The following is a 22,399-nucleotide window of genomic DNA, read 5'->3' on the forward strand; positions in this document are numbered from 1 at the left end:
TAACTCCGGGTATACCGTCGATGACATGAAACTCGGTTTGCAGATCCCGGACCTCACATGGCCGAACGGGGCGAGCGCGCTGGGCGCCGAACTGGCGGCCGTCGCCAGGAAGGCCGACGAAGCAGGCTTCGACTCCATCGCCTTGATGGACCACTTCTTCCAGATCTCGGTGGTCGGCCCACCCGAGAACGACATGATCGAGGCCTACACGGCGCTCGGTTTCCTCGCCGCACACACCGAACGCGCGAAACTGCTCACCGTCGTCACCGGTGTGCACTATCGCGAGCCCGGGCTGCTGGCGAAGGCCATTACGACGCTCGACGTCCTTTCCGGCGGCCGCGCCATTCTCGGGATCGGCGCGGGCTGGAACGAAGAGGAATCGCGCGGGCTCGGCTTCCCCTTCCCGTCCACCGCGGAGCGATTCGAGCGGCTGGAAGAGACGCTGCGGTACATCCGGCAGATGTGGAGTGACGACGACGGTCCCTTCCAGGGCAAGCATTATCAGGCCGAAAGGCTGCTGAACGTGCCGCAGGCGCTGTCGAAACCCCATCCGCCGATCATGATCGGGGGCAGCGGGGAAAAGAAGACGCTACGGTTCGTCGCGAAATACGGCGACATGTGCAATCTCTTCAACGGCCCGGACCTCGAACGCAAACTCGACGTGCTCAAGCAGCACTGCGAAAACGAGGGCCGCGACTACGCCGAGATCACCAAGACCGTCTATCACACCTTCGACATCGGGCCGAAGGGCGAGAAGACCGGCGAACTGAACGACGCGCTCGGCAAGCTGGCCGAACTCGGCGTCGACGTCGCGATCGGGTCCATTCCCGGGCTGCCCGACCTCGACCTCGTCGAGAAGATCGGCGGAGAGGTCATCCCGGTCGCGGAAAAGCTCTGACCGGCACTCGCCCACCCCGTCGCCCGCGGGCATGATGGCGGGGTGAGCGAGTACGTATTGCGCGGCGGACTGCAACCGGACGTCTCGGCCGTGGCCGCCGTACTGGCGCACCACGGTGTCGAAGGGCCGGACGGGCAAGCGCCCGGTGAGGCGCTGGTGTTCGCCGTCTCCGGCGGCATCGGGGCCGGCTACATCCTGTGGGACTTCGCGCACGAGACGACGTCGAAGATCGTGTTCGGTTTCCGGGCGCGCTGGCAGTACCCGCGGGAATGGCTGAAGTCCACAGTGGATCGTCTCGGCCTCGACGCCGACATCCACACCACCGGCGGCAAACGCGCGGCGGGGAAACGGCTCACCGCCGACCTCGAAGCGGGGCGGCCGGTGATCGTCCTGCCCGACCGCGAGTCGCTCGGCTACTGGCACCTGCCGCCGGAGCTGTCCGGCGGTGGCGGCCACTTCGTCGTCGCGTACGGCGAAGAGGACGGCCGCGTGCTCGTCGACGACCGGAACCTCGCACCGCTGACCGTCGACCGGAAGACGTTCGACGCCGCGCGCGGCCGGGTGGGCTCGTACAAGAACCTGCTCGCGACGATCGCGCCCGGCGAGGTCCCCGACTGGCGGGCGGCCGTGCGCGACGGCCTCACGGACTGCGCGCGGAACCTGTCGGAGCCGTCGAAGTCGTTCTCGCTCCCCGCCTGGGGACGTTGGGCGAAGGCGATGACCGACGAACGTGACCCGAAGGGCTGGCCGCGCGCGTTCGGCGAGCGGCGCGGGCTCGTCGGAGCGCTGTTCGACGTCTGGGAGAACGTCACCCCGGCCGGTATGGAGGGCGGGCACCTGCGCGGGCTGTTCGCCGACGCGCTCACCGAGGCCTCCGGCCTGCTCGAACTCGACGAGCTGGCCGAGCAGGCCTCGACGTGGCGCGGGATCGCCGAACGCTGGGCCGAACTGGCCGAGGCCGCCGTCCCGGCGTCGACGGCGGAGTTCGGCTGGGTGCGCGGGCTGGTCAGCGCGGTGTCGGCGGGTGTCCGCGAGGGCGACGCGGGGCAGGACGCGGCCGCGGAGGCCGGTGCGGAGATGTGGAAACTGCGCGCGCACTACAACGACGAAACGCCGTTCACCGACGTCGAGGCCCGCGAACTCTTCGCCACGATGGGCACGATGATCAAGGACATCCACACCGCCGAGACCGCCGCGATCCGCGAGCTTTCCGAAACCCTGATGGAGTGAACCGGGCCGGTGTCCGTTGCGCCGCGCGGCCGGAACACCGCGCGATCGTTGAAGATCCACATCGTGCACGCACATCCGCTGGGGACGACCAGTGCGAGTCCCGCTTCCGAGATCCACCTCTACCGTCATCGCCTGCGTGTCACCGACCTGGACTACCTCGGTCACGTCGGGAACGTGCGACTGCTGGACTACCTCCAGGAAGCCCAGGTCGCGATGCTCGACCCACGACGTGAGCGGGTCTTCCGGACGAAGGGACCGACCTATCTGATCGCGAAGCACAACGTCAGCTACCTGCGCAGGCTGACGTTCCGCGACAACCCCGTCGAGGTGGAGACCGTGGTCGGCCGGATCGGGACCTGCGACGTCGTGGTGAACAGCAGGCTGCGCGACGAGAAGGCCGTCTACGCGCGCTGCCGCACCATCTGGGTCGCGTGCACCCTTCCCGAAGGCGGCACGCGGCGCCTCGACGACGAGGAACGCGAGCGGCTGGCGCGGTTCAGCGGGACGATCGACGAGATCCCCGCCGCCCGCTGAATCGGGTTTTTAACCGTTTATGCTCCATTTCCCGCATCATCGGAAAACCGCTGGGCCGTTCAGCGGCTGATCATCGGGCTTTTCGGCCGGTACCTTCGGAAGACCTCTCTCTCCCCTGCTGAGTTCCCCGGAGGTATTTCATGCCGAGGCCGAAGTCTGTCCGCTTCCTCGCGCCCCTGGTCGGCGCGATGCTCCTGACGAGCGGGGTGGCCGCCGCCGCCCCCACCCCCGAAGACCCCCAGTTCATCCGCCTGGCCAGCAGGACCTTCGATCCGCTCACCCAGCGGGCCGCCGTGAGCCAGGACTGGAAGGGCGCGTATCTGCTCCAGGTCCGGAACGCGCTGACCGACGCGCAGCGAGGGCAATTGCGCGCGCTCGGCGTGCGAATCGGCACCTACATTCCCGATTTCGCTTACGTGGTCCGGCTCAAGCCGGAGAACCGCGAATCGGTCGCGAAATTGAATTTCGTCCGCTGGCTCGGCGAATACCGGCCGGAGGACAAGACGGAAATCTCGATGGCCGGGACGGGCGGCTATCTGGTGACGCTGGTCGAATCGGACGCGCGGGATCAGCGCGCGGTGGCCGAGCGGATCCTGCGGCTCGGCGGCGGCATCGAGGCGATCTCGCAGAGCGGCCAGCACATCGTCGCCACCCTCGGCGCCGGCCAGGTCGCGACCGTGGCGCAGGGCGCCGAGGTGCTCGCGGTCGGCGCGATCACCGCGCCCGGGACCGATATGGCCAACGCCAGGGAGAGCGGGGGCGCGAACTACATCGAGAGTGTCGGCGGCTACCGCGGTCAGGGCGTGCGCGGCGAGGTGATGGACGGCGGGCTGCGCGCCACGCACCAGGAGTTCAAGGCCCGGCCGACCGTGCTGCACGGCTCGAACTCCACCGACACCAGCCACGGCACCTCGACCTACGGGGAGATCTTCGCCTCCGGGGTGAGCGCGCCGCGGCGCGGCCTGCTGCCCGAGGGCCAGGGCATCTTCGCCACCTATAACAAGCCGGACCGCTACGCGCACACGAAGGAACTGGTCGACGCGAACGGCAAGTACCGCGCGGTGTTCCAGAGCAACAGCTGGGGCGGCGGGCTGACGACGTCCTACACCTCGGTCTCGGCCGAGCTCGACAAGATCGTCTTCGACCTCGACCTGCTGATCTGCCAGTCTCAGAGCAACGCGGGGACCACGCAGTCGCGGCCGCAGGCCTGGTCGAAGAACGTGCTGTCGGTCGGCGGGCAGTACCACTACAACACGCTGAGCCGCACCGACGACAAGTGGAGCGGCGGCGCCAGCGTCGGCCCGGCCGCCGACGGCCGGATCAAACCGGAGCTGTCGAACTATTACGACAAGATCGACACCACGTCCTCGGGCAGTGACACCTCGTACACGACGTCGTTCGGCGGCACGAGCGGCGCGACCCCGATCACCTGCGGGAACGCCGGTCTGCTGTTCCAGATGTGGGCCGACGGCGTGTTCGACGGCGGCCCCGGCAAGGGGCGCGACGTCTTCACGAGCCGCCCGCACGCCTCGACCGCGAAGGCGCTGCTGATCAACGGGGCCGACCAGTTCGCGTTCAGCGGCACCTCGCACGACATGACCCGCACGCACCAGGGCTGGGGCACCGCGAACGTCCGGTACCTGCACGAACAGGCCAAGGCGAACGGGTGGAAGCTGCCGGTGCTGGTCAACGAGACGGATCTGCTGGCCACCGGGCAGTCCAAGAAGTACACGGTCGCGGTGAACGGGTCGAAGCAGTTCAAGGCGACGCTGGCCTACACCGACCCCGCGGGCTCGCCGAGCGCGTCGGTCGCCAGGGTCAACGACCTGACACTGAAAGTCACCGCTCCGAATGGGACCGTCTACTACGGCAACAACGGGCTGAAGGCCGGCAACTTCTCGACCTCGGGCGGGTCGCCGAACACCGTCGACACGGTGGAGAACGTCATCCTGGAGAAGCCCGCGGCCGGGACGTGGACGGTGGAGGTCGTGGCGACGCAGGTCAACGCCGACGGGCACCCGGAAACGTCGGCGACCGACGCGGACTACGCGCTGGTGGTTTCTTGACGATGTGAGCGGCGCCACTGGCCACTTCGCGTTTAGCCCGCTAACCGCGAAGTGGCCGGGTTCCGTGAATGCGCGGATCGCGTTTAGCGGGCTAAACGCGATCCGGAGGGGTCTGGAATCACCCTCGGTCACGGCCCTTCCGAGATGCCCGCGCCCGGATGGCGGAGGCACGTGCGCCGATGGACGAGACGTCAGGTTTCGGTTTCGAGACGGAAACGGGAGAGCCAGGAAAGGCCTGTAACGAGGTGGCCCGAGGTGCCGACGTCTGGGATACGTGACGCGAGCCAAGGAGCCTCTCGATGACCACCTGCCGACTCTGCGGATCGGCCCATCTCGCCAGCGTCGTCGACCTCGGGGCGACGCCGCCGTGCGAACGATTCCTGACCGCGGCCGGGCTCGCGGAACCGGAGCCGACCTATCCTCTGCACCTGCAGGTCTGCACCGAATGCTGGCTCGCCCAGATCCCGCCGCTGATCACCCCGGAAGAGACTTTCACCGAATACGCGTACTTCTCGTCGTATTCCGCCTCTTGGGTCGAACACGCCAAAACGTTCGTCGACGGCGCCGTCGGGCGACTCGGGCTCGATGAGTCCTCGTTCGTCGTCGAGGTCGCCAGCAACGACGGCTATCTGCTCAAACATGTTGTGGCGCAGCAGATCCGCTGTCTCGGCGTGGAACCTTCGGTGAACGTGGGCCAAGCCGCGCGTGACGCCGGGGTGCCGACGAAGACCGCCTTCCTCAGCCCCGAAAGCGGACGCGACGTCCGCGAGGAACACGGTCCCGCCGACCTCGTCGTGGCGAACAACGTTTACGCGCACATTCCGGACATCATCGGTTTCACGCACGGGCTCCGCGCCCTCGTCGCCGATGACGGCTGGGTCAGCATCGAGGTCCAGCACCTGCTGACGCTGATCCAGGAGAACCAGTACGACACGATCTATCACGAGCACTTCCAGTACTACACGGTGGAATCCGCGCGCCGGGCCCTCGCGCGCGGCGGATTGTCCGTTGTGGACGTCGAGCTCCTGCCCACCCACGGCGGTTCCATCCGGCTGTGGGCGCGCCCGGATGCCGTCGCCGGCGAACCGAGCGAGCGGATGATGCAGGTCCTCGACGCCGAGAAGGCGGCCGGACTGCACGAAATGTCCGGCTACACCGAATTCTCCGAGCGGGTCACCAAGGTCCGGCTCGATCTGAACAAGTTCCTCACCGACGCGGCGCTCGAAGGCAAGACCGTCGTCGGCTACGGCGCCCCTGGCAAGGGCAACACGCTGCTGAACCACTGCGGCATCCGCCCGGACGTGCTGCGGTACACCGTCGACCGCAACCCGTACAAGCACGGCCGGTTCACCCCCGGCACCCGGATCCCGATCCTCCCGCCGGAGCGCATCGAAGCGGACCGGCCCGATTACGTGCTCGTCCTTCCGTGGAACCTCCGGAAGGAACTGACCGCCCAGTTGTCCTTTGTGGACGAATGGGGCGGGAAACTGGTCTTCCCCATCCCGCACCTGGAAATCGTCGAGGTGAAGTCGTGAAGGTTGTCCTCTTCTGCGGCGGCTACGGCATGCGGATGCGCAACGGTGACGCGTCCGACGTGCCCAAGCCGATGGCCATGGTCGGCCCCAGACCCCTGATCTGGCACGTGATGCGGTACTACGCGCATTTCGGCCACACCGAGTTCATTCTCTGCCTCGGTTACGGCGCGCACCACATCAAGGAGTTCTTCCTCAATTACCAGGAGACCACGTCCAACGATTTCGTCCTGCGGAACGGCAAGGCGGAACTGCTGTCGACCGACATCGCGGACTGGTCGATCTCCTTCGTGCAGACCGGCCTCGAATCGGCCATCGGCGAGCGGCTGCGCCGGGTGCGCCCGTACCTCGAAGGCGACGAGATGTTCCTCGCCAACTACGCCGACGTCCTCACCGACGCCCCGCTCCCGGAAATGATCGAGCGCTTCCGCAACACCGACGCCGGCGCGTCGATGATGGTCGTGCCGCCGCAGTCGTCGTTCCACTGCGTCGAGATGAACGAAGACGGCCGGATCGGCGCGCTGACCCCGGTCAGCGAGATGCCGCTGTGGGAGAACGGCGGGTACTTCGTGCTGCGCCAGGAGGTCTTCGACCACATCCCCGAGGGCGGCGACCTGGTGGCCGACGGCTGCGGCGAACTCGCCAAGCGGGGCAAGCTGCTCGCGTACCCGTACCGCGGGTTCTGGAAGCCGACCGACACCGTCAAGGAACGCGTCCAGCTCGACGACGCGTACGCGCACGGAGACCGCCCCTGGGCGCGGTGGGAACGCGAACCCGCGCCGGTGGGCACGGCGTGATCGGACTGGGCACCGGCAGGATCGAGCGGATCGTCGCGCTCGGCGCGCATTGTGACGACATCGCCATCGGGGCGGGCGGCACACTGCTGACGATCTGCGCCGAAAACCGGGGCGTCCGGGTCGACGCGCTCGTCCTGTCCGGCGGCGGCACCGAGCGGGAGGCCGAGGAGCGCGCCGCGCTCACGGCCTTCTGCCCGGGCGCCGACGTCGAGGTCACCGTGCTCAAACTGCCCGACGGCCGGCTCCCCTCGCATTGGGAAGAGGCCAAGAACGGGCTGGAAGAACTGCGCCGCCGCACCGACCCGGATCTCGTCCTCTCGCCGCGCACGGCCGACGCGCATCAGGACCACCGCGGCCTGGCGACGCTGGTGCCGACGGTGTTCCGCACCCATCTCCAGCTGGAGTACGAGATCGCCAAATGGGACGGCGACCTCGGCAAACCCACCGCGTACGTGCCGCTTCCCGCCGAGCGCGCCGAGGAGAAGGTCCGCCTGCTGCAGGAGCACTACGCCTCTCAGCGGCATCGGCCCTGGTACGACCGGGAAGCCTTCCTCGGCCTCGCCCGCATTCGCGGCATCGAATGCGGGCAGCGTTATGCCGAGGCCTTCGACCTCAAGAAACTGACGCTCGACCTCACTGCGAAAGGCTGAAAGTCATGCGTGTGCTGCTGACCGGGCACAAGGGTTACCTGGGCACGGTGATGGCCCCGGTGCTGGCCGCCGAAGGCCACGAGGTGATCGGCCTCGACTCCGGTCTCTACGACACCTGCGTGCTGGGTCCCCAGCCCGAGGACCCCGACGGCTTCGAGGTCGACCTTCGTGACGTCACGGCCGAGCACGTGGCCGGTGTGGACGCCGTGATCCACCTCGGCGCGCTGTCCAACGACCCGCTCGGGTCGCTGGCGCCGGAGCTGACCTACGACATCAACCACCACGCTTCGGTCAAGCTCGCGAAGCTGGCGAAGGACGCCGGGGTCAAGCGGTACCTCTACGCCTCCACGTGTTCGGTCTACGGCGCTTCGGGCGGCGACGGCCTGGTCGACGAGGACGCGCCGCTGCGCCCGGTGACGCCGTACGCCGAGTCGAAGGTGCGGGTGGAGGACGACGTCCAGGAGCTCGCCGACGACGACTTCAGCCCGGTGTACATGCGCAACGCGACCGCGTTCGGCTTCTCGCCGCGGCTGCGCGGCGACATCGTGCTGAACAACCTGACCGCGCACGCGTTCCTCTCCGGCGAGGTCCTGGTGCTCTCCGACGGCACGCCGTGGCGGCCGCTGGTGCACGCCAAGGACATCGCGCGGGCCTTCGCGGCGGCGCTGGTGGCGCCCAAGGAAGCCGTGCACGGCAAGGCGTTCAACATCGGCACCGAACGCAACAACGTGACCGTCGCCGAGATCGCCGAAGAGGTCGTCGAGGCCGTTCCCGGCTCCACGCTGCGGATCACCGGCGAGGCGGGCGCGGACCCGCGCTCCTACCGGGTCGACTTCTCCCGGTTCCGCGCGGCGATCCCCGGCTTCGACTGCGACTGGTCGGTCAAGGACGGCGCGCTCGAACTGATCGACGCCTACAAGACCCACGGCCTCACCGAACACGGCTTCCAGCGCCTGTTCACCCGGCTGGCGCGGTTGCAGGACCGCACCGCCGCGGGCGAACTCGACGACACCCTCCGGCGTCGCTGATGTCGAACCGGGGCCTCGAGACGAGCGCCGACCTGCGAAAGCTGGTCGAGCGCTTGTACCCGTTGTGCCGCAGCATCACCGGCGACGGCGTCCGCCGCACGCTGGAGATCGTCGGCGAGCACATCCCGCTGGAGATCCACGAGGTCCCCACCGGCACCCAGGTACTGGACTGGACGGTGCCGCAGGAATGGAACATCCGCGACGCGTACGTCAAGGACCCCTCCGGCCGGCGCGTGGTCGACTTCCAGGAGTCGAATCTGCACGTCGTCGGCTACAGCGTCCCGGTTTCGCGGAAGATGTCGCTCGCCGAGCTGCGCGAACACCTCCACACCCTGCCCGACCGGCCGTCCTGGGTGCCGTACCGGACCAGCTACTACTCGCCGACCTGGGGTTTCTGCCTGGCGCAGGAAACCCTCGACGCGCTGCCGGACGGCGAGTACGAGGTCCACATCGATTCGACGCTGGCCGACGGGAGCCTCACCTACGCCGAGCACGTCGTGCCGGGCGAGGTCGCCGACGAGGTGATCGTCTCCTGTCACACGTGCCATCCGTCGCTGGCGAACGACAACGTCGCCGGGATCGCGATCGCCGCCGCGTTCGCGCAGAAGCTCGAAAAGCCGCACTACACGTACCGGTTCCTGTTCATGCCGGGCACGATCGGCGCCATCACCTGGCTCGCGCGCAACAGCGACCGCGTGGGCCGGATCAAGGCGGGACTCGTGCTGGCCTGCGCCGGTGACCCGGGATCGTTGACCTACAAGCGAAGCCGCCGGGGCGACGCCGAGATCGACCGTGTGCTCGCGTACGTCCTGGCCGATCGCGCGCACAAGATCGTGGACTTCTCGCCGTACGGCTACGACGAGCGCCAGTTCTGCTCCCCCGGCTTCAACCTGGGTGTCGGGTCGCTGACGAGGACGCCGTACGCGGGCTATCCCGAGTACCACACCTCGGCCGACAACCTCGATTTCGTCTCCACGGAGGCCATGGAGGAAACCCTCCGGACCTTGCGGGACACGTACGCCGTCCTCGACCGCAACCGCAGCTACGTCAACCTCAGCCCCTTCGGCGAGCCGCAACTCGGCAAGCGCGGCCTGTACGACTCGCTCGGCGGGCGGAGCGACGCCAAACAAGCCCAGATGGCCATGCTCTGGGTGCTCAACCTCTCGGACGGCGAGCACAGCCTGCTCGACGTCGCCGAGCGGTCCGGCTTGCCGTTCGATTCCGTCGTCGCGGCCGCCCAGGCGCTGCACGACGCCGGATTGCTCAAGGAATAGCCCATGCGATCACTTCTGCGTTCCCAGGCCATCCGCGCCATGGCCGGACGGCTCAGCTGGGGCCTCGGCGACCAGGCCGTCTCCAGCATCACCAACTTCATCGTCGGCCTCTACGTCGCGCGTTCGCTCGGCACGTTCGCGTTCGGCATGTTCAGCCTCGCCTGGGTCAGCTACGGCGTGGTACTCAACCTTTCGCGCGGGCTGACGACGGATCCGCTGATGGTGCGGTTCTCCGGGGTGTCCACCGAATCCTGGCGCGCCGCGACCAAGCGGGCGACCGGCACGGCGCTCACCGCGGGGGTCGTGGCCGGGATGATCAGCGTGGCCGCCGGGCTCATCGTGGGCGACTCCACCGGCGGGGCGTTCGTCGCGCTCGGCTTCGTCATTCCCACGCTGCTGCTGCAGGACGCCTGGCGGTTCACCTTCTTCGCCGCCGGGCACGGGAAGAAGGCGTTCCTCAACGACGTCGTCTGGGGGATCGCGCTGATCCCGGCGTTGTTCATCGCGCACCACACGTCCGACACCGTCGTCGCGTTCATCCTGGCGTGGGGCCTTTCCGGGGCGGTCGCGGCGGGCTTCGGCTGCCTGCAGTCCGGGGTCCGGCCGGATCCGCGCGGCACGCTCGAGTGGATCAAGGCGCACCGCGACCTCGGCACCCGCTACGTGATCGAAAACGTCAGCAACAGCGGCTCGTCGCAACTGCGGATGTACGGTCTCGGCGCGATCGCCGGGATCGCGAGCGTCGGCGCGGTCCGCGGCGCCGAGCTGCTCCTCGGGCCGTTCTTCGCCCTCTTGATGGGACTTTCCCTGGTCACGGTCGCCGAAAGCGCACGGGTGCTCCAACGGGCCCCGCACCGCTTCCGGAAGTTCTGCGCCGTCCTCGGCGCCGGCCAGGCGGCGGCGGCCCTGCTCTGGGGCCTCGCCTTGCTTCTGGTACCCCACGACGCCGGCCGGTTCGTCCTCGGTGACGTCTGGGATCCCGCTTCGGAACTGATCCTCCCGGTGACCATCGGTATCGCCGCGGCGGGGTTCAACACCGGAGCGGCCGCCGGATTGCGTGCGCTCGGCGCTGCGAAAAGGAGCCTTCGCGCCCAGCTGATCAACTCGGCCGGCTATGTCGGTTTCGGGCTCATCGGCGCCTTCTTGGCCGGGGCGTCCGGATCCGCTTGGGGGGTCGCGTTGGCGATCACCAGCGGGTCAGCGGTGTGGTGGCTTCAGCTGCACATCGCCCTCAGAGAACACAAGACTTCGGAGAAGGAAGAAATGAGGACGTCATGAGCACCGCTCCTCGGCTGAGCATCGGGCTCCCGGTCTACAACGGCGAGGACTACCTCGCCGAATCGCTGGACGCACTCCTCGGCCAAAGCTTCGCGGACTTCGAGCTGATCATCTCGGACAACGCGTCCACCGACCGCACCGAAGAGATCAGCCGCGAGTACGCGAAGCTGGATTCCCGCGTCCGTTACGTGCGCCAGCCGGTGAACATCGGCTGCGCGCCCAACCACAACTACTGCGTCGACGTCGCCCGCGGCGAGCTGTTCAAGTGGGCCTCCGACGACGACCTCTACGCGCGTGACCTGCTGGAGCGCTGCGTCGAGGCGCTCGACGAGCACCCCGAGTTCGTCCTTTCGCACTCGTGGACGGCGATGATCGACGAGAAGGCCGTCGTCACGCAGGCGCTGGAGTACCCGCTCAACACGGTTTCGCCGCACGCCGCGGAACGCTTCCGCAGCACGCTGTTCGCCCCCGGCGGGGACGACGACGGCGCCGTCATCCGCACCGAGGTGCTGCGCCGCGTCGCGCCGCTGGACAGCTACCACCACGCGGACCGCACGATCATCTCGGAACTGGCCCTGCACGGCCCGTTCCACCAGGTGCCCGACTGGCTGTACTTCCGGCGCGACCACCCCGGCCGCTCCGAACACGAGCACCCGACCGTGCGCCGCCGTGCCACCAACCTCGACCCGAAGCGGGCCGACAAGCTGCGTCACCCGATGGTCCGGCTGCTCGGCGAGTACGTCCTGGGGTATGTCAACGCGATCCGCAACGCGCCGATCTCCGGCGCGGAGAAGCGCGAATGCTTCCGCTACCTGCGGCAATGGATGCTGAACCGGGCCGGGAACCCGGCCATGGGACGGATGCCGGTCCAGGCCGAGGCCGAACTCGGCCCGCGCGAGGTCTCCGTCGTCTCGGTCGTCGCCGGCCAGGAGGGACGAGTCCCTTGACTCCGCCCGCGAGGATCGGGCTGTTCGGCCTCCTCGGATCGGGGAACCTCGGCAACGACGGTTCCTTCGAGGCGGTCCTCGGGTTCTTGCGCACGGATCATCCGGACGCCGCCATCAGCGTGATGTGCGGCGGTCCGGAAATCGTCGCGTCGCGCTACGGACTCGAAACGACCGCGTTGAACTGGTACGAGGGCGAGTACCGGACGGTCTCGGGACCGCTGTCCGTCGCCATGAAGGGCTTCGGGAAACTTGTCGACATAGTCCGCACGGCGACCTGGGTCCGGCGGCAGGACGTGGTGATCGTGCCGGGGATGGGTGTCCTGGAATCCACCCTTCCCTTGCGTCCTTGGGGTTTCCCGTACGCCCTGCTGCTGCTCTCGGCGTCCGGGCGGCTGGTCGGCACCAAGGTGGCACTGGTGAGCGTCGGCGCCAGCGTGAGCTCGCACCGGGTGACCCGCTCGGTCATCGGCTGGGCCGGGCGGCTGGCGTCGTTCCGCTCCTACCGGGACGAGCCGTCACGGGAGGCGATGCGCGCGATGGGGGTGGACGTCACGAACGACCGCGTCTACCCCGATCTCGCGTTCGCCCTCACGGCACCTTCGGAACCGGTGCTGCCGCGGTCGGTCGGGGTCGGGGTGATGGCCTACCACGGCGGGAACGACGACCGGGCCCGCGCCGACGACATCTACGAGTCCTATGTGGACAACATGACGCGGTTCGTCGCGCGGCTGGTCTCCGACGGCCGCCCGGTGCGGTTGTTCATCGGCGACCAGGCCGATCGGCGGGTCGTCGACGAGATCATGCGGGAACTGGGGTCCCCGCTGATCGCCGCCGCCGACACGTCCACTTTGGACGAACTGATGCGGGCGATGTCCGCCGTCGAATCCGTCGTCGCCACCCGGTACCACAACGTCCTGTGCGCGCTGAAGCTGGCGAAACCGACGTTGTCCATCGGGTACGCGAGCAAGAACAAGGTCCTCATGACCGCACTGGGGCTGGGGGAATTCTGCCAGTCGGCCAAGGAGATCGACCTCGACGCGCTGGTGCGCCAGTTCGCCGAGCTCGAGTCCAGGGCGGGGGAACTGACCGAGATCGTGGCGAAACGAGGCGCGGAACAAGTGCGACTACTGGACGAGCAGTTCGCCGAGCTGTCGGCCGCCTTCCTGCCGATGGGAGTCCGATGAAGGTGATCCCGGTGCCCGCCATCGCGGGCGCGTACCTGTTCGAACCGACCCCGCACACCGACGAGCGCGGCTTCTTCAGCCGCACGTTCGACGCCGCCGTCGTCCGCTCGGCCGGGATCGACCCGAACGGATTCCTCCAGGACAGTGTTTCCCGGTCCCGCAAGGGCGTGCTGCGCGGGATGCACCTCCGCTCCGGTCTCGGTGAAGCGAAACTGGTCCGGTGCTCGTGGGGCGCCGTCTTCGACGTCGTCGTCGACCTGAGGCCGGATTCGCCGACGTACCTGGCCAAGGAGACGTTCGAGCTCTCCGGGGAGACGCAGGTCTCGCTGTACATCCCGGCGGGCTGCGCGCACGGGTTCCAGGCGCTCACCGAGTACGCCGACGTCTCCTACCGGATCGACCGCGAGCACGACGCGAGCGAGGACGTCGCGATCGCGGCCGACGACCCGGACCTGGCGATCCCCTGGCCGCTCCCGGTGGCGCTGATGTCGGAGCGGGACCGCCGGGCCCTTCCGCTTTCCGCGGTATTACAAAAAACGAGGTGAGAGCATGACCCGTCAGCTTCCCAAGTCGATGCGGGCCAACGAGCGCCTCCACGCGATGATCCCCGGTGGCGCGCACACCTACGCCAAGGGCGACGACCAGTACCCGGAGAACCTGGCGCCGGTCATCTCCCACGGGCTCGGCGCGCACGTCTGGGACGTCGACGGAAACGAGTACATCGAGTACGGCTCGGGGCTGCGCGCGGTCAGCCTCGGGCACGTGCACCCGCGGGTCAGCGAGGCCGCCCACCGCGAGATCGACCGGGGCGCCAACTTCGCCCGCCCGTCCATCGTGGAGGAACGGGCGGCGACGAAGTTCCTCGAAACCGTCCCGACCGCCGAGATGGTCAAATTCGCCAAGAACGGCTCGGACGCCACCACGGCCGCGGTCAAGCTCGCCAGGGCGGTCACCGGCAGGCCGCTGGTGGCGATCTGCCGTGATCACGCGTTCTTCTCCATCGACGACTGGTTCATCGGCACCACGGCGATGTCGGCGGGCATCCCGGACGAGATCACCGATCTCACCGTGTCGTTCCCCTACGGCGATCTCCAGGTGACCGAACGGCTGCTGCGGGAGAACTCGAGCCAGATCGCCTGCCTGGTACTGGAGGCGTCCACCCAGCTCGAACCGCCCCCCGGGTATCTCGTCGGCCTGCGGGAACTGGCCGACCGGTACGGCTGCGTCCTGATCTTCGACGAGATGATCACCGGTTTCCGCTGGTCCGAGGCTGGAGCACAGGGTCTCTACGGCGTCACGCCGGACCTCTCGACGTTCGGCAAGGCGCTCGGCAACGGGTTCGCCGTCTCCGCGCTCGCGGGCAAACGCGAGCTGATGGAACTCGGCGGCCTGCGCACCAGCAAGGACCGCGTCTTCCTGCTGTCCACCACGCACGGCGCCGAGACGCATTCGCTGGCCGCCGCGATCGCGGTCATGGAGACCTACACCGAAGAAGGCATCGCCGCGCGGCTGCACGCGCTCGGCGACCGGCTCGCCGCCGGGGTCCGCGAAGTCGCGGCCTCGGCCGGGGTCGGGGAACACGTCGTCGTGCGCGGCCGGGCGAGCAACCTCGTCTTCGCCACGCTCGACGCCGGGAAGAAACCGTCGCAGGACTACCGCACGCTGTTCCTGCGGCAGCTGGTCACGGGCGGGGTCCTCGGACCGTCGTTCGTGGTCAGCAGCGCGTTGTCCGAAGAAGACATCGACCGGACGGTCGAAGTGGTCTCGCAGGCCTGCCTCGTGTACCGCAAAGCGCTCGACGCGGATGATCCGGCGCCGTGGCTGGGTGGTCGTCCGGTGAAGCCGGTTTTTCGGAGAAGGGTATGAGTTCTGGGATCGCATCTCGCTCGGCCGGCACGCGGACGCTCTGCGTAGCGCTGTCGGTACTACTGCTCCAGGTCTCCGTCGAAAGCACGGCGGAGGCAGCCGATGAGCCGGCCCGAGGGGTGTGCGGCACGACCGTCGGTGTCCCCTCCGCGCCGGAAGGTGCCCGGGTCGTCGAACCGGGCACCGATCTGAACGAGCTGACCCGGTCCAACCCGCCGGGTACCACGTTCTGGCTGACCCCGGGCACCCATCACCTGGCCGACGACCAGTTCGGGCAGGTGCAGCCCAAGGACGGCAACGTCTACCTCGGCGCACCCGGCACCGTGCTCGACGGGCGAAGACTCAACCGCGCGGCGTTCACCACGTCGGCCAAGGACGTGGTCATCCGCGGCCTGATCATCCGCGGCTTTCTCGGTCAGCAGGATCAAGGCGTGGTCAACCACGACTCCGGCGAGCGCTGGACCATCCAGGGCAACGTCATCGAGGACAACGACGGCGCCGCGATGATGACCGGATCCGGCCAGCGGGTGATCGGGAACTGCCTGCGGAACAACGGCCAGTACGGCATCAACGCCTACCGCGCCGGCGGCGGGCTGTCCGACCTGCTGATCGAAGGCAACGAGATCACCGGGAACAACACCGGCGACTGGGAGACGAAGATCCCGGGCTGCGGCTGCAGCGGCGGCGCGAAGTTCTGGGCCGTGAACCGCGCCGACATCATCGGCAACTTCGTCCACCACAACCACGGTGTCGGGCTCTGGGCTGACACGAACAACAACGACTTCCTCGTCCAGGACAACGTCATCGAGGACAACGCCTCCGAGGGGCTGTTCTACGAGATCTCCTACAACCTGGAGCTGATCGGGAACACGTTCCGGCGCAACGCGCTGGTGCAGGGCCGCAACCGGGCCGCCAAGGGCGACAGCTTCCCGGTCGCCTCGGTGTACATCAGCGAGTCCGGTGGGGAGCCGAGGCTGCCCGCCCGGACCAGCCAGATCGACATCCGGGGCAACCTGTTCTCGGACAACTGGTCGGGGATCACGCTGTGGGAGAACGCCGACCGGTTCTGCAACAGCCCGGCCAACACGTCCTTCTTCTCCTGCACGGCACTGGTCTCACCGACGTCCACCTGCTCCGATCCGGGCATCGCGACCGCGCCGCTGTACGGCGACTGCCGGTGGAAGACGCAACGCGTTCTGGTGCACGAGAACACGTTCGAGTTCGACGGGTCCATGGAAGGCTGCCTAGACCGTTGCGGCCGGATGGCCGTGCTCTCGAACTACGGGACCTTTCCGGCCTGGTCACCGTACCGAGGGAACGTGATCTCCGACGCGATCACCTTCCGGCAGGAGAACCGGTGGTACGACAACCAGTACTACGGGCCGTGGAAGTTCGTCGCCCACGACGCGTCACGGCAGCTGACGTCGGCGCAATGGCAGGCCGAGCCCTACCGGCAGGACGTGTGCAGCGGCTTCGGCGAGGCGGTGACCTGCTGAAGTTTCACCTGTAAGTGTCCATCTGGGACGGTCCCTAGTGGCTTACCGTTTTCGGTATGCCCGTGTTCCTGGTAGTCCTGCTGCTCGCGGCAGGAGTCGTCACGGCCTCCCCGGCTTCGGCGGCTCCTGCCGCGGCTTGCGCTTCGGGTCCGGTGAGCCCTTCGAAACCGGACGACGCCGTGGTCGTCTCGCCGGGGACCGACCTTTCCGAGAAGACGCGCGAGCTCCCGGCCGGCACGACGTTCTGGCTGACCGGGGGCAAGCACACCCTGGGCCAGGACGAATACGGCCAGATCATCCCGAAGGACGGCAACGCCTACCTGGGCGCTCCCGGCGCCGTGCTCGACGGTGGCGGCGTCAACCGCTACGCGTTCACCCAGCAGGCACGCGACGTCGTCATCCGCGGCCTCACCATCCGCGGTTTCGCCGCGCCGCGGGATCAGGGCGTGGTCAACCACGACTCCGGTGAACACTGGACCATCGAAGGCAACACCATCGAGGACAACGGCGGCGCCGCGATGATGGCGGGGCCGCGTCAGCGGATCTTGCGGAACTGCCTGCGGAACAACGGCCAGTACGGCATCAACGCCTACCGAGCGGGCGACGGGATCACCGGCCTGCTCGTCGAGGGCAACGAGATCACCGGGAACAACACCGACGACTGGGAAAAGCAGGTCCCCGGCTGCGGCTGCAGCGGCGGCGCGAAATTCTGGGCGGTGGACGGCGCCGACATCCGCGGCAACTGGGTCCACCACAACCACGGCGCCGGTCTCTGGGCGGACACGAACAACAACGACTTCCTCATCGAAGACAACCTGATCGAGGACAACGAGGCGGAGGCGTTGTTCTACGAGATCTCGTACAACCTCGTGGTCCGCGACAACACCTTCCGGCGGAACACCCTGGTGCAGGGACGCGCTTTCGCCGCTCGCGGGGACGATTTCCCGGTCGGGACGATCTACCTGTCGGAGTCGGGCGGCGAGCCGCGTCTCCCGGCGCGGACTTCTTCGGTGGAGATCGTCGACAACGTCTTCGAGGACAACTGGGCCGGGATCACCGCCTGGGAGAACGCGGACCGGTTCTGCAACAGCCCGGCGAACACGTCTTCCGGATCCTGCACCCGACTGGTTCCTTCGGTCTCTTCCTGTTCTTCGCCAGGGATCGCTTCTCGTCCTTTGTACGATGATTGCCGGTGGAAGACGCAGCGGGTTTCCATTCACGGGAACAAGTTCTCTCACGGGTCTTCGTGCACGGGGTTATGCGGGCGGATGGCGCTTTTGGCGAATTTCGGGACCTATCCGGACTGGTCGCCTTATCGGGGTTCTTCCGTTTCCGAAGCGGTGACTTTCCGGCAGGAGAACCGGTGGTACGACAACGCTTACTCGGGTTCTTGGCGGTTCGTCGTCCATGACACTTCGCGGACCGTGGGGGCTTCGGTTTGGCAGGCTGCTCCTTACTCGCAGGACGAGGGCTCGAGCTTCGCGGATGCTGGGCGCTGACTGGACCACTCGGCACGGCAGCGTTTCATGATCAACGGAAGATCGGGGACGTTGAGTGTCCCCGATCTTCCGTTGATCATGAAACGCTGCCGTGAGAGGTCCGGTCGCGCGAAGAAGAAGTGGATCGAGGCGGCGATCGAGCGCATCGTGACCTCGTGCGAAGAGGAACCTGGCCGAACGATCCGCTCCTGAACGGTGCCGCCGTGGTGCGTGGCGCCGATCTGAAGGCTATCGGCGTGCCGGGCCGGACCATCTCGCGCCGATGCGCTCCCGGCGGCCCCTGGCAACGTCTGTTGCCGGGAATCGTGCTGCTTCACACCGGACAGGCGAACGAAGAACAGCTGCTTCAAGCCGCCCTGTTGCACGGCCGCGCAGGCACGGTCCTAACCGGAATCCGCGCGCTCCAGCTTCACGGTCTGAAGAACCATCCGGCTCCAGGTGATGTACACATCCTCATTCCCGAGGAGCGCCGGATCATTTCCGTGGGGTTCGTGCACGTCGAGCGGACGAAACGCCTGCCCCGGCCACACCTACGAGACGGTCTCCCTGTCGCACCCGTCCCCCGTGCCGTCATCGACGCCGCCCGACGGCTCACCAACCCCGACGAGATCCAGGCGCTGATGGCCGAGTCCGTCCAGCGCCGCTTCTGCACCACCGACATGCTCGCCCGCGAACTCGACCAAGCAGGCCGGACCGGAACAGCCCTCCCCAGGAAAGCTCTGGCCCCGCTCCTGGCCGGAGCCAGATCCGTCGCCGAGGCCGACGCCTGGCACCTCTGGCGAAGATCCGGTCTCCCACCGGGCCACTGGAACGTCCCGATCTTCGACGCGAACGGCAACCACATCGCCACCCCGGACTTCTGGTGCGACGAGATCGCCTTCGCCTGGGAGATCGATTCCTACCGCCATCACGCGAACCTCGACGACCATCGCGCCACCGTCGCCCGCAACGCGCGGTACGTGGCCGCCGGGATCGTCGTGCTCCAAACACTGCCGTCCCGGCTGCGCACCGAGCCGGACCAGGTGCTCAGCGAACTTCACGCCGCTTTCCGGACCGCTCAAGCGCGGCCGCGGCCCAACGTCAGGCGGGCCGCCGCGTGAGGCGGTCCACCGTCCACCCCACCACCGGAACCACCGCGACAGCGACCCCGAAACCTCCGAAGGTGTCCGTCGGATAGTGCGCCCCCAGCGCCACCTCCGCCCACCCCATCGCCAGCCCCGCGAAAGCGACCAGCCCAGCCAGTACCCAAGCCCCGACGACGGGGCCGAGCTCCCGCACGTCGATCACCAGCAGCGCGACGACGGTCGCCACGGTCACCGCGAACGCCGTGTGCCCGCTCGGGTAGGAGAGAAACTCGCCGTGGATCAGCCTGCCGACCAGGGGTTTCAGGCCGGTGGTCAGCGCCACGGTCACCCCGCTGGCCGCCACCATGAGAATCGCGATCCGCGGCCGCCGGTGCCGCAGGCACAGCCAGCCGAACAGCGCGATGACGACGACCGCGCCGATCGGTTCGCCTGCGAAGTCGACGGCGGTCGCCACGTACCAGAGTGGACCTTCGACGCGGTCGACGACGGGGAGCACGAGGGCGTCCAGCCCGGCGAGGTGGGAGGTGCCGGCGTAGCGGACACCGAGAACGAGCGCGACGACGAAGCCGAAAGCGCCCAGGGTCCAGAGCGGGATCCGCGCCCGCGACGGGAGTGCGGGCGGACCGGCGATCACGCGAAAGACACCGCGTCGATCGCGGCCTGATAGCCGCCGACCAGGCGTTCCAGGCCGACCTTCGGCGTGAACTCCTGCTCGTAGACCAGCCTCGCCGCCCAGCCCATCTCCTGGTTCCGTTCGGCGTCGCCGACGATCTCCCGCAGGCGGGCCGCGAGGGCTTCGGCGTTCCCGGGTTCGTGCAGCAGGCCGGTGACACCGTCCTCGACGAGTTCGCGGAAGGCGCCGTGGGCCGAGGCGACCGTCGGGACACCGGCGGCCATCGCCTCGACGACGACCAGCCCGAAAGCCTCCAGCCATTCCGACGGCGCGATGACGGCGTTCGAGCGGACGATCAGGTCGCGACACTCCTCTTTGGACTGAAGACCGACGTAGCGGACGTCGTCGCGGCCGTCCGCCCAGCGTGCGACCTCGTCCTGCATCGGGCCGGTGCCGGCGATCACCAGCGGCGGCAGCGGGCCGCCCACCGAGACGAGCTGGTCCCACGCCCTCATCAACAGGCCGACACCCTTTTCCGCGGTGATCCGGCCGAGGAACAGCAGATGCTCCCCCGCGCCCTGGCGCGTCTTGCCGGGATCGGCCACGTAGTTGTACTTCACCCCGAGCCGGTCGGCCGGCATCCCCGCGGCGATCAGCACCTCGCGTTGTGCCTTGGAGATGCAGAAGAACCGCGAGACCCCGGACCACCAGCGGCTGCGGTTCAGCATCAGGCTCGCCGCCATCGGCACCGTCGCGAGCCCCGAGCCGCGATAACAGCCGTGCCGCACCGCGGGTACCGGCGACCGGCCCACGCAATCGGTGCACACCTGCCCGTCGCGGTACAGCGTGCCGGGAGGGCAGATCAGGGTGTAGTTGTGCACGGTCGCGACCGTCGGGACCCCGGCGTCGGCACAGGCGGCCAGCACCGACGGCGAAAGCAGCGGGAAGGTGTTGTGGATGTGGACGACGTCCGGCCGGTCGTCGGCGAGGCGCCGGGCCAGGTCCGCGCGCACGGCCCGGTTCCACGGCACCTGGAGCGGGACGAAGGCCTTGCGCGGCAGGGACATCTCCGCGATGTCGTCGCTGCGCCGCTCGAACAGGGAGACCTGGTGCCCGGCCTCGGCCAGCAGCGCGGTCTCCTGGTCGACGACGTTGTTCTCACCGCTGGGCTGCTCGGATCTGTACCGGTTGTGGATCACGAGGATTTTCACTTCGTCTCCAGAAACTCAGGTTCGTCGGCGGGCATACGCACCAGCAACGACGCGGCCAGGGCCAGATGCAACAGGTACGGCGACGCGTCGCCGAGACCCGCCTCGGTGTAGGAGGCGGAAAGACAGTAGGTGATCAGGAAGATCGCGCACGCCCTGGCGGGCGACGGCGGCCGCAGCACCGCGACCACGACCAGCACGAGCAGGTACGCCGCCACGATCACGATCCCGACGTACCCCTGCTCGTGGTACACCGCGAGCCAGCTGCTGTCGATCGGGAGCCCGTCGTAGGACTTGTCGGTCAGACCGACGCCGAACAGGTACTCCAGCGTCGTCCGCGGCGCGTCGAGCAGCGCGTCCCACACCTTCGCGCGACCGGTGAGACTGGAGAAGTTCTCCTCCGACTGCCCCCGCAGGAACCACGCCTGCAGCAGCCCGCCCAGCACGACCACGAGGAAGATCCCGCCGAAGACCAGCCCGGTGAACACCTTGCGGGCGCGGGCGCTGGACATCCATTGCGACATCAGCGCCACGATGGTCCCGACGACCAGGCCGAGCATCGCGGTGCGGGTGTGGGTCAGCAGCAGCACCCCGAACGACGGGACGATGACGACCAGCGCGTGCTTCCGCTCCAGCTTCTTCCCGAGCCACAACAGGATCGTGAGGCCGATGACGATGGCCGCGTACTGGCCGACCTGCGGCGGGGTCAGCGGCCAGACCGTGCCGGTGAGCCGTCCGCCGTACTCGAACGGCAGCGCGTTGCCGGGGCTCAGCCCGAGCCCGATCACCACCGTCACCAGCACCGCGCCGTAGGTGCGGATGTGCTGGCGGACGAGGTCGAGGCCACCGTCCCACCAGCGGCTCAGCAACCACAGGGTGCTGAGGAAGAGCGCGAACCGGAAGCAGCGGAACAGCGCGCCGAAGCCGCCTTCCAGGTTCAGGCTCGCGACGACGCTCAGGATGGCGAGCAGCGTGAGCAGGAAGAGATAGGCGTTCGGCCGGATCCGCAGCCGGGAGTTCAGGGCGAGCGCGATGATGAAGGCGGTGCCCAGCGCGCCCATGGTGATCAGCTGGCTGACCGACCTCGGCAGCGGGATGACCGTCTTCGCCCCGGTCGACCCGAGGGTGTTGATGATCAGCAGCGTCCAGGCGATGCCTGCCGCCGGGGGAAATCTCCGGATCGCCGGGGCGGGCCGGACTGCGGGATCGAGCAT

General features: G+C 68.2%; 20 protein-coding genes. 17 read left to right on the forward strand and 3 right to left on the reverse strand.

The features are described 5' to 3' along the window. Nucleotides 1-25 precede the first annotated feature (25 nt). From IE302_RS27695 to IE302_RS27775, 17 genes are all read left to right on the forward strand, one after another. Nucleotides 26-898, forward strand: coding sequence for an LLM class F420-dependent oxidoreductase (locus IE302_RS27695; protein WP_191257345.1), 873 nt, complete (start codon nucleotides 26-28; stop codon nucleotides 896-898). Nucleotides 899-940: 42 nt separating this feature from the next. After that, a complete protein-coding gene (locus IE302_RS27700; protein ID WP_191257346.1) occupies nucleotides 941-2,128 on the forward strand; it encodes a BtrH N-terminal domain-containing protein in 1,188 nt (395 codons plus the stop codon). Between the two features lie 9 nt (nucleotides 2,129-2,137). Further along, the gene (locus tag IE302_RS27705; RefSeq protein ID WP_191257347.1) at nucleotides 2,138-2,662 is read left to right on the forward strand and encodes an acyl-CoA thioesterase; all 525 of its coding nucleotides are present in this window, start codon (nucleotides 2,138-2,140) and stop codon (nucleotides 2,660-2,662) included. A gap of 140 nt (nucleotides 2,663-2,802) precedes the next feature. Further along, nucleotides 2,803-4,728, forward strand: a complete 1,926-nt coding sequence (locus tag IE302_RS27710; protein ID WP_191257348.1) for a DUF8729 domain-containing protein — start codon at nucleotides 2,803-2,805, stop codon at nucleotides 4,726-4,728. Between the two features lie 299 nt (nucleotides 4,729-5,027). After that, entirely contained in the window at nucleotides 5,028-6,263 is a 1,236-nt protein-coding gene (locus IE302_RS27715; protein ID WP_191257349.1) for a class I SAM-dependent methyltransferase, read from the forward strand. Continuing rightward, nucleotides 6,260-7,057 carry a sugar phosphate nucleotidyltransferase gene (locus IE302_RS27720; RefSeq protein ID WP_191257350.1) on the forward strand — a complete coding sequence of 266 codons (798 nt, stop codon included), beginning with the start codon at nucleotides 6,260-6,262 and terminating at the stop codon, nucleotides 7,055-7,057. Before IE302_RS27715 ends, IE302_RS27720 begins: the two co-directional genes overlap by 4 nt. Beyond that, complete coding sequence (locus tag IE302_RS27725; protein ID WP_191257351.1) at nucleotides 7,054-7,707, forward strand: PIG-L deacetylase family protein; 654 nt, start codon at nucleotides 7,054-7,056, stop codon at nucleotides 7,705-7,707. Before IE302_RS27720 ends, IE302_RS27725 begins: the two co-directional genes overlap by 4 nt. Nucleotides 7,708-7,712: 5 nt before the next feature. Next, nucleotides 7,713-8,735, forward strand: coding sequence for an NAD-dependent epimerase/dehydratase family protein (locus tag IE302_RS27730; RefSeq protein WP_191257352.1), 1,023 nt, complete (start codon nucleotides 7,713-7,715; stop codon nucleotides 8,733-8,735). Further along, nucleotides 8,735-10,009 carry a DUF4910 domain-containing protein gene (locus IE302_RS27735; protein ID WP_191257353.1) on the forward strand — a complete coding sequence of 425 codons (1,275 nt, stop codon included), beginning with the start codon at nucleotides 8,735-8,737 and terminating at the stop codon, nucleotides 10,007-10,009. Before IE302_RS27730 ends, IE302_RS27735 begins: the two co-directional genes overlap by 1 nt. 3 nt (nucleotides 10,010-10,012) lie before the next feature. Continuing rightward, nucleotides 10,013-11,287 (forward strand): MATE family efflux transporter, encoded by a 1,275-nt coding sequence (locus IE302_RS27740; protein WP_191257354.1) that lies wholly within the window; start codon nucleotides 10,013-10,015, stop codon nucleotides 11,285-11,287. Beyond that, the gene (locus IE302_RS27745) at nucleotides 11,284-12,234 is read left to right on the forward strand and encodes a glycosyltransferase family 2 protein (RefSeq protein ID WP_191257355.1); all 951 of its coding nucleotides are present in this window, start codon (nucleotides 11,284-11,286) and stop codon (nucleotides 12,232-12,234) included. The genes IE302_RS27740 and IE302_RS27745 overlap by 4 nt, the downstream gene beginning before the upstream one ends. Then, nucleotides 12,231-13,418, forward strand: a complete 1,188-nt coding sequence (locus IE302_RS27750) for a polysaccharide pyruvyl transferase family protein (protein WP_191257356.1) — start codon at nucleotides 12,231-12,233, stop codon at nucleotides 13,416-13,418. The genes IE302_RS27745 and IE302_RS27750 overlap by 4 nt, the downstream gene beginning before the upstream one ends. Beyond that, nucleotides 13,415-13,963 (forward strand): dTDP-4-dehydrorhamnose 3,5-epimerase family protein, encoded by a 549-nt coding sequence (locus IE302_RS27755; RefSeq protein ID WP_191257357.1) that lies wholly within the window; start codon nucleotides 13,415-13,417, stop codon nucleotides 13,961-13,963. Before IE302_RS27750 ends, IE302_RS27755 begins: the two co-directional genes overlap by 4 nt. Nucleotides 13,964-13,967: 4 nt before the next feature. Continuing rightward, on the forward strand, nucleotides 13,968-15,284 hold the full coding sequence (locus IE302_RS27760) for a glutamate-1-semialdehyde 2,1-aminomutase (protein WP_191257358.1): 1,317 nt from the start codon (nucleotides 13,968-13,970) through the stop codon (nucleotides 15,282-15,284). Next, nucleotides 15,281-16,780 (forward strand): right-handed parallel beta-helix repeat-containing protein, encoded by a 1,500-nt coding sequence (locus IE302_RS27765; RefSeq protein WP_229907960.1) that lies wholly within the window; start codon nucleotides 15,281-15,283, stop codon nucleotides 16,778-16,780. The genes IE302_RS27760 and IE302_RS27765 overlap by 4 nt, the downstream gene beginning before the upstream one ends. Before the next feature lie 56 nt (nucleotides 16,781-16,836). Further along, nucleotides 16,837-18,279: a right-handed parallel beta-helix repeat-containing protein gene (locus IE302_RS27770; RefSeq protein ID WP_191257359.1), complete on the forward strand. Its 1,443-nt coding sequence runs from the start codon at nucleotides 16,837-16,839 to the stop codon at nucleotides 18,277-18,279. Nucleotides 18,280-18,434: 155 nt separating this feature from the next. Next, nucleotides 18,435-19,379: a hypothetical protein gene (locus IE302_RS27775; RefSeq protein ID WP_229907961.1), complete on the forward strand. Its 945-nt coding sequence runs from the start codon at nucleotides 18,435-18,437 to the stop codon at nucleotides 19,377-19,379. On the opposite strand, the gene IE302_RS27780 is transcribed toward IE302_RS27775, so the two are convergent. Genes IE302_RS27780 through IE302_RS27790 form a run of 3 tightly spaced genes read right to left on the reverse strand, consistent with a single transcriptional unit; the run spans nucleotide 19,360 to nucleotide 22,399 of the window. After that, complete coding sequence (locus IE302_RS27780; protein WP_191257360.1) at nucleotides 19,360-19,998, reverse strand: phosphatase PAP2 family protein; 639 nt, start codon at nucleotides 19,996-19,998, stop codon at nucleotides 19,360-19,362. The genes IE302_RS27775 and IE302_RS27780 overlap by 20 nt on opposite strands. Beyond that, the gene (locus IE302_RS27785) at nucleotides 19,995-21,188 is read right to left on the reverse strand and encodes a glycosyltransferase family 4 protein (RefSeq protein ID WP_191257361.1); all 1,194 of its coding nucleotides are present in this window, start codon (nucleotides 21,186-21,188) and stop codon (nucleotides 19,995-19,997) included. The genes IE302_RS27780 and IE302_RS27785 overlap by 4 nt, the downstream gene beginning before the upstream one ends. Next, the gene (locus tag IE302_RS27790) at nucleotides 21,185-22,399 is read right to left on the reverse strand and encodes an O-antigen ligase family protein (RefSeq protein WP_191257362.1); all 1,215 of its coding nucleotides are present in this window, start codon (nucleotides 22,397-22,399) and stop codon (nucleotides 21,185-21,187) included. Before IE302_RS27790 ends, IE302_RS27785 begins: the two co-directional genes overlap by 4 nt.

The sequence above is a fragment of the Amycolatopsis oliviviridis genome (assembly GCF_014654365.1).
GTDB classification, from domain to species: Bacteria; Actinomycetota; Actinomycetes; order Mycobacteriales; family Pseudonocardiaceae; genus Amycolatopsis; species Amycolatopsis oliviviridis.

Coding starts and splice junctions, on each gene's coding strand:
- IE302_RS27770 (WP_191257359.1), top strand. CDS start 16,837: ATGCCCGTGTTCCTGGTAGTCCTGCTGCTCGCGGCAGGAGTCGTCACG.
- IE302_RS27715 (WP_191257349.1), top strand. CDS start 5,028: ATGACCACCTGCCGACTCTGCGGATCGGCCCATCTCGCCAGCGTCGTC.
- IE302_RS27710 (WP_191257348.1), top strand. CDS start 2,803: ATGCCGAGGCCGAAGTCTGTCCGCTTCCTCGCGCCCCTGGTCGGCGCG.
- IE302_RS27740 (WP_191257354.1), top strand. CDS start 10,013: ATGCGATCACTTCTGCGTTCCCAGGCCATCCGCGCCATGGCCGGACGG.
- IE302_RS27745 (WP_191257355.1), top strand. CDS start 11,284: ATGAGCACCGCTCCTCGGCTGAGCATCGGGCTCCCGGTCTACAACGGC.
- IE302_RS27755 (WP_191257357.1), top strand. CDS start 13,415: ATGAAGGTGATCCCGGTGCCCGCCATCGCGGGCGCGTACCTGTTCGAA.
- IE302_RS27790 (WP_191257362.1), bottom strand. CDS start 22,399: ATGCTCGATCCCGCAGTCCGGCCCGCCCCGGCGATCCGGAGATTTCCC.
- IE302_RS27695 (WP_191257345.1), top strand. CDS start 26: ATGAAACTCGGTTTGCAGATCCCGGACCTCACATGGCCGAACGGGGCG.
- IE302_RS27760 (WP_191257358.1), top strand. CDS start 13,968: ATGACCCGTCAGCTTCCCAAGTCGATGCGGGCCAACGAGCGCCTCCAC.
- IE302_RS27730 (WP_191257352.1), top strand. CDS start 7,713: ATGCGTGTGCTGCTGACCGGGCACAAGGGTTACCTGGGCACGGTGATG.
- IE302_RS27765 (WP_229907960.1), top strand. CDS start 15,281: ATGAGTTCTGGGATCGCATCTCGCTCGGCCGGCACGCGGACGCTCTGC.
- IE302_RS27735 (WP_191257353.1), top strand. CDS start 8,735: ATGTCGAACCGGGGCCTCGAGACGAGCGCCGACCTGCGAAAGCTGGTC.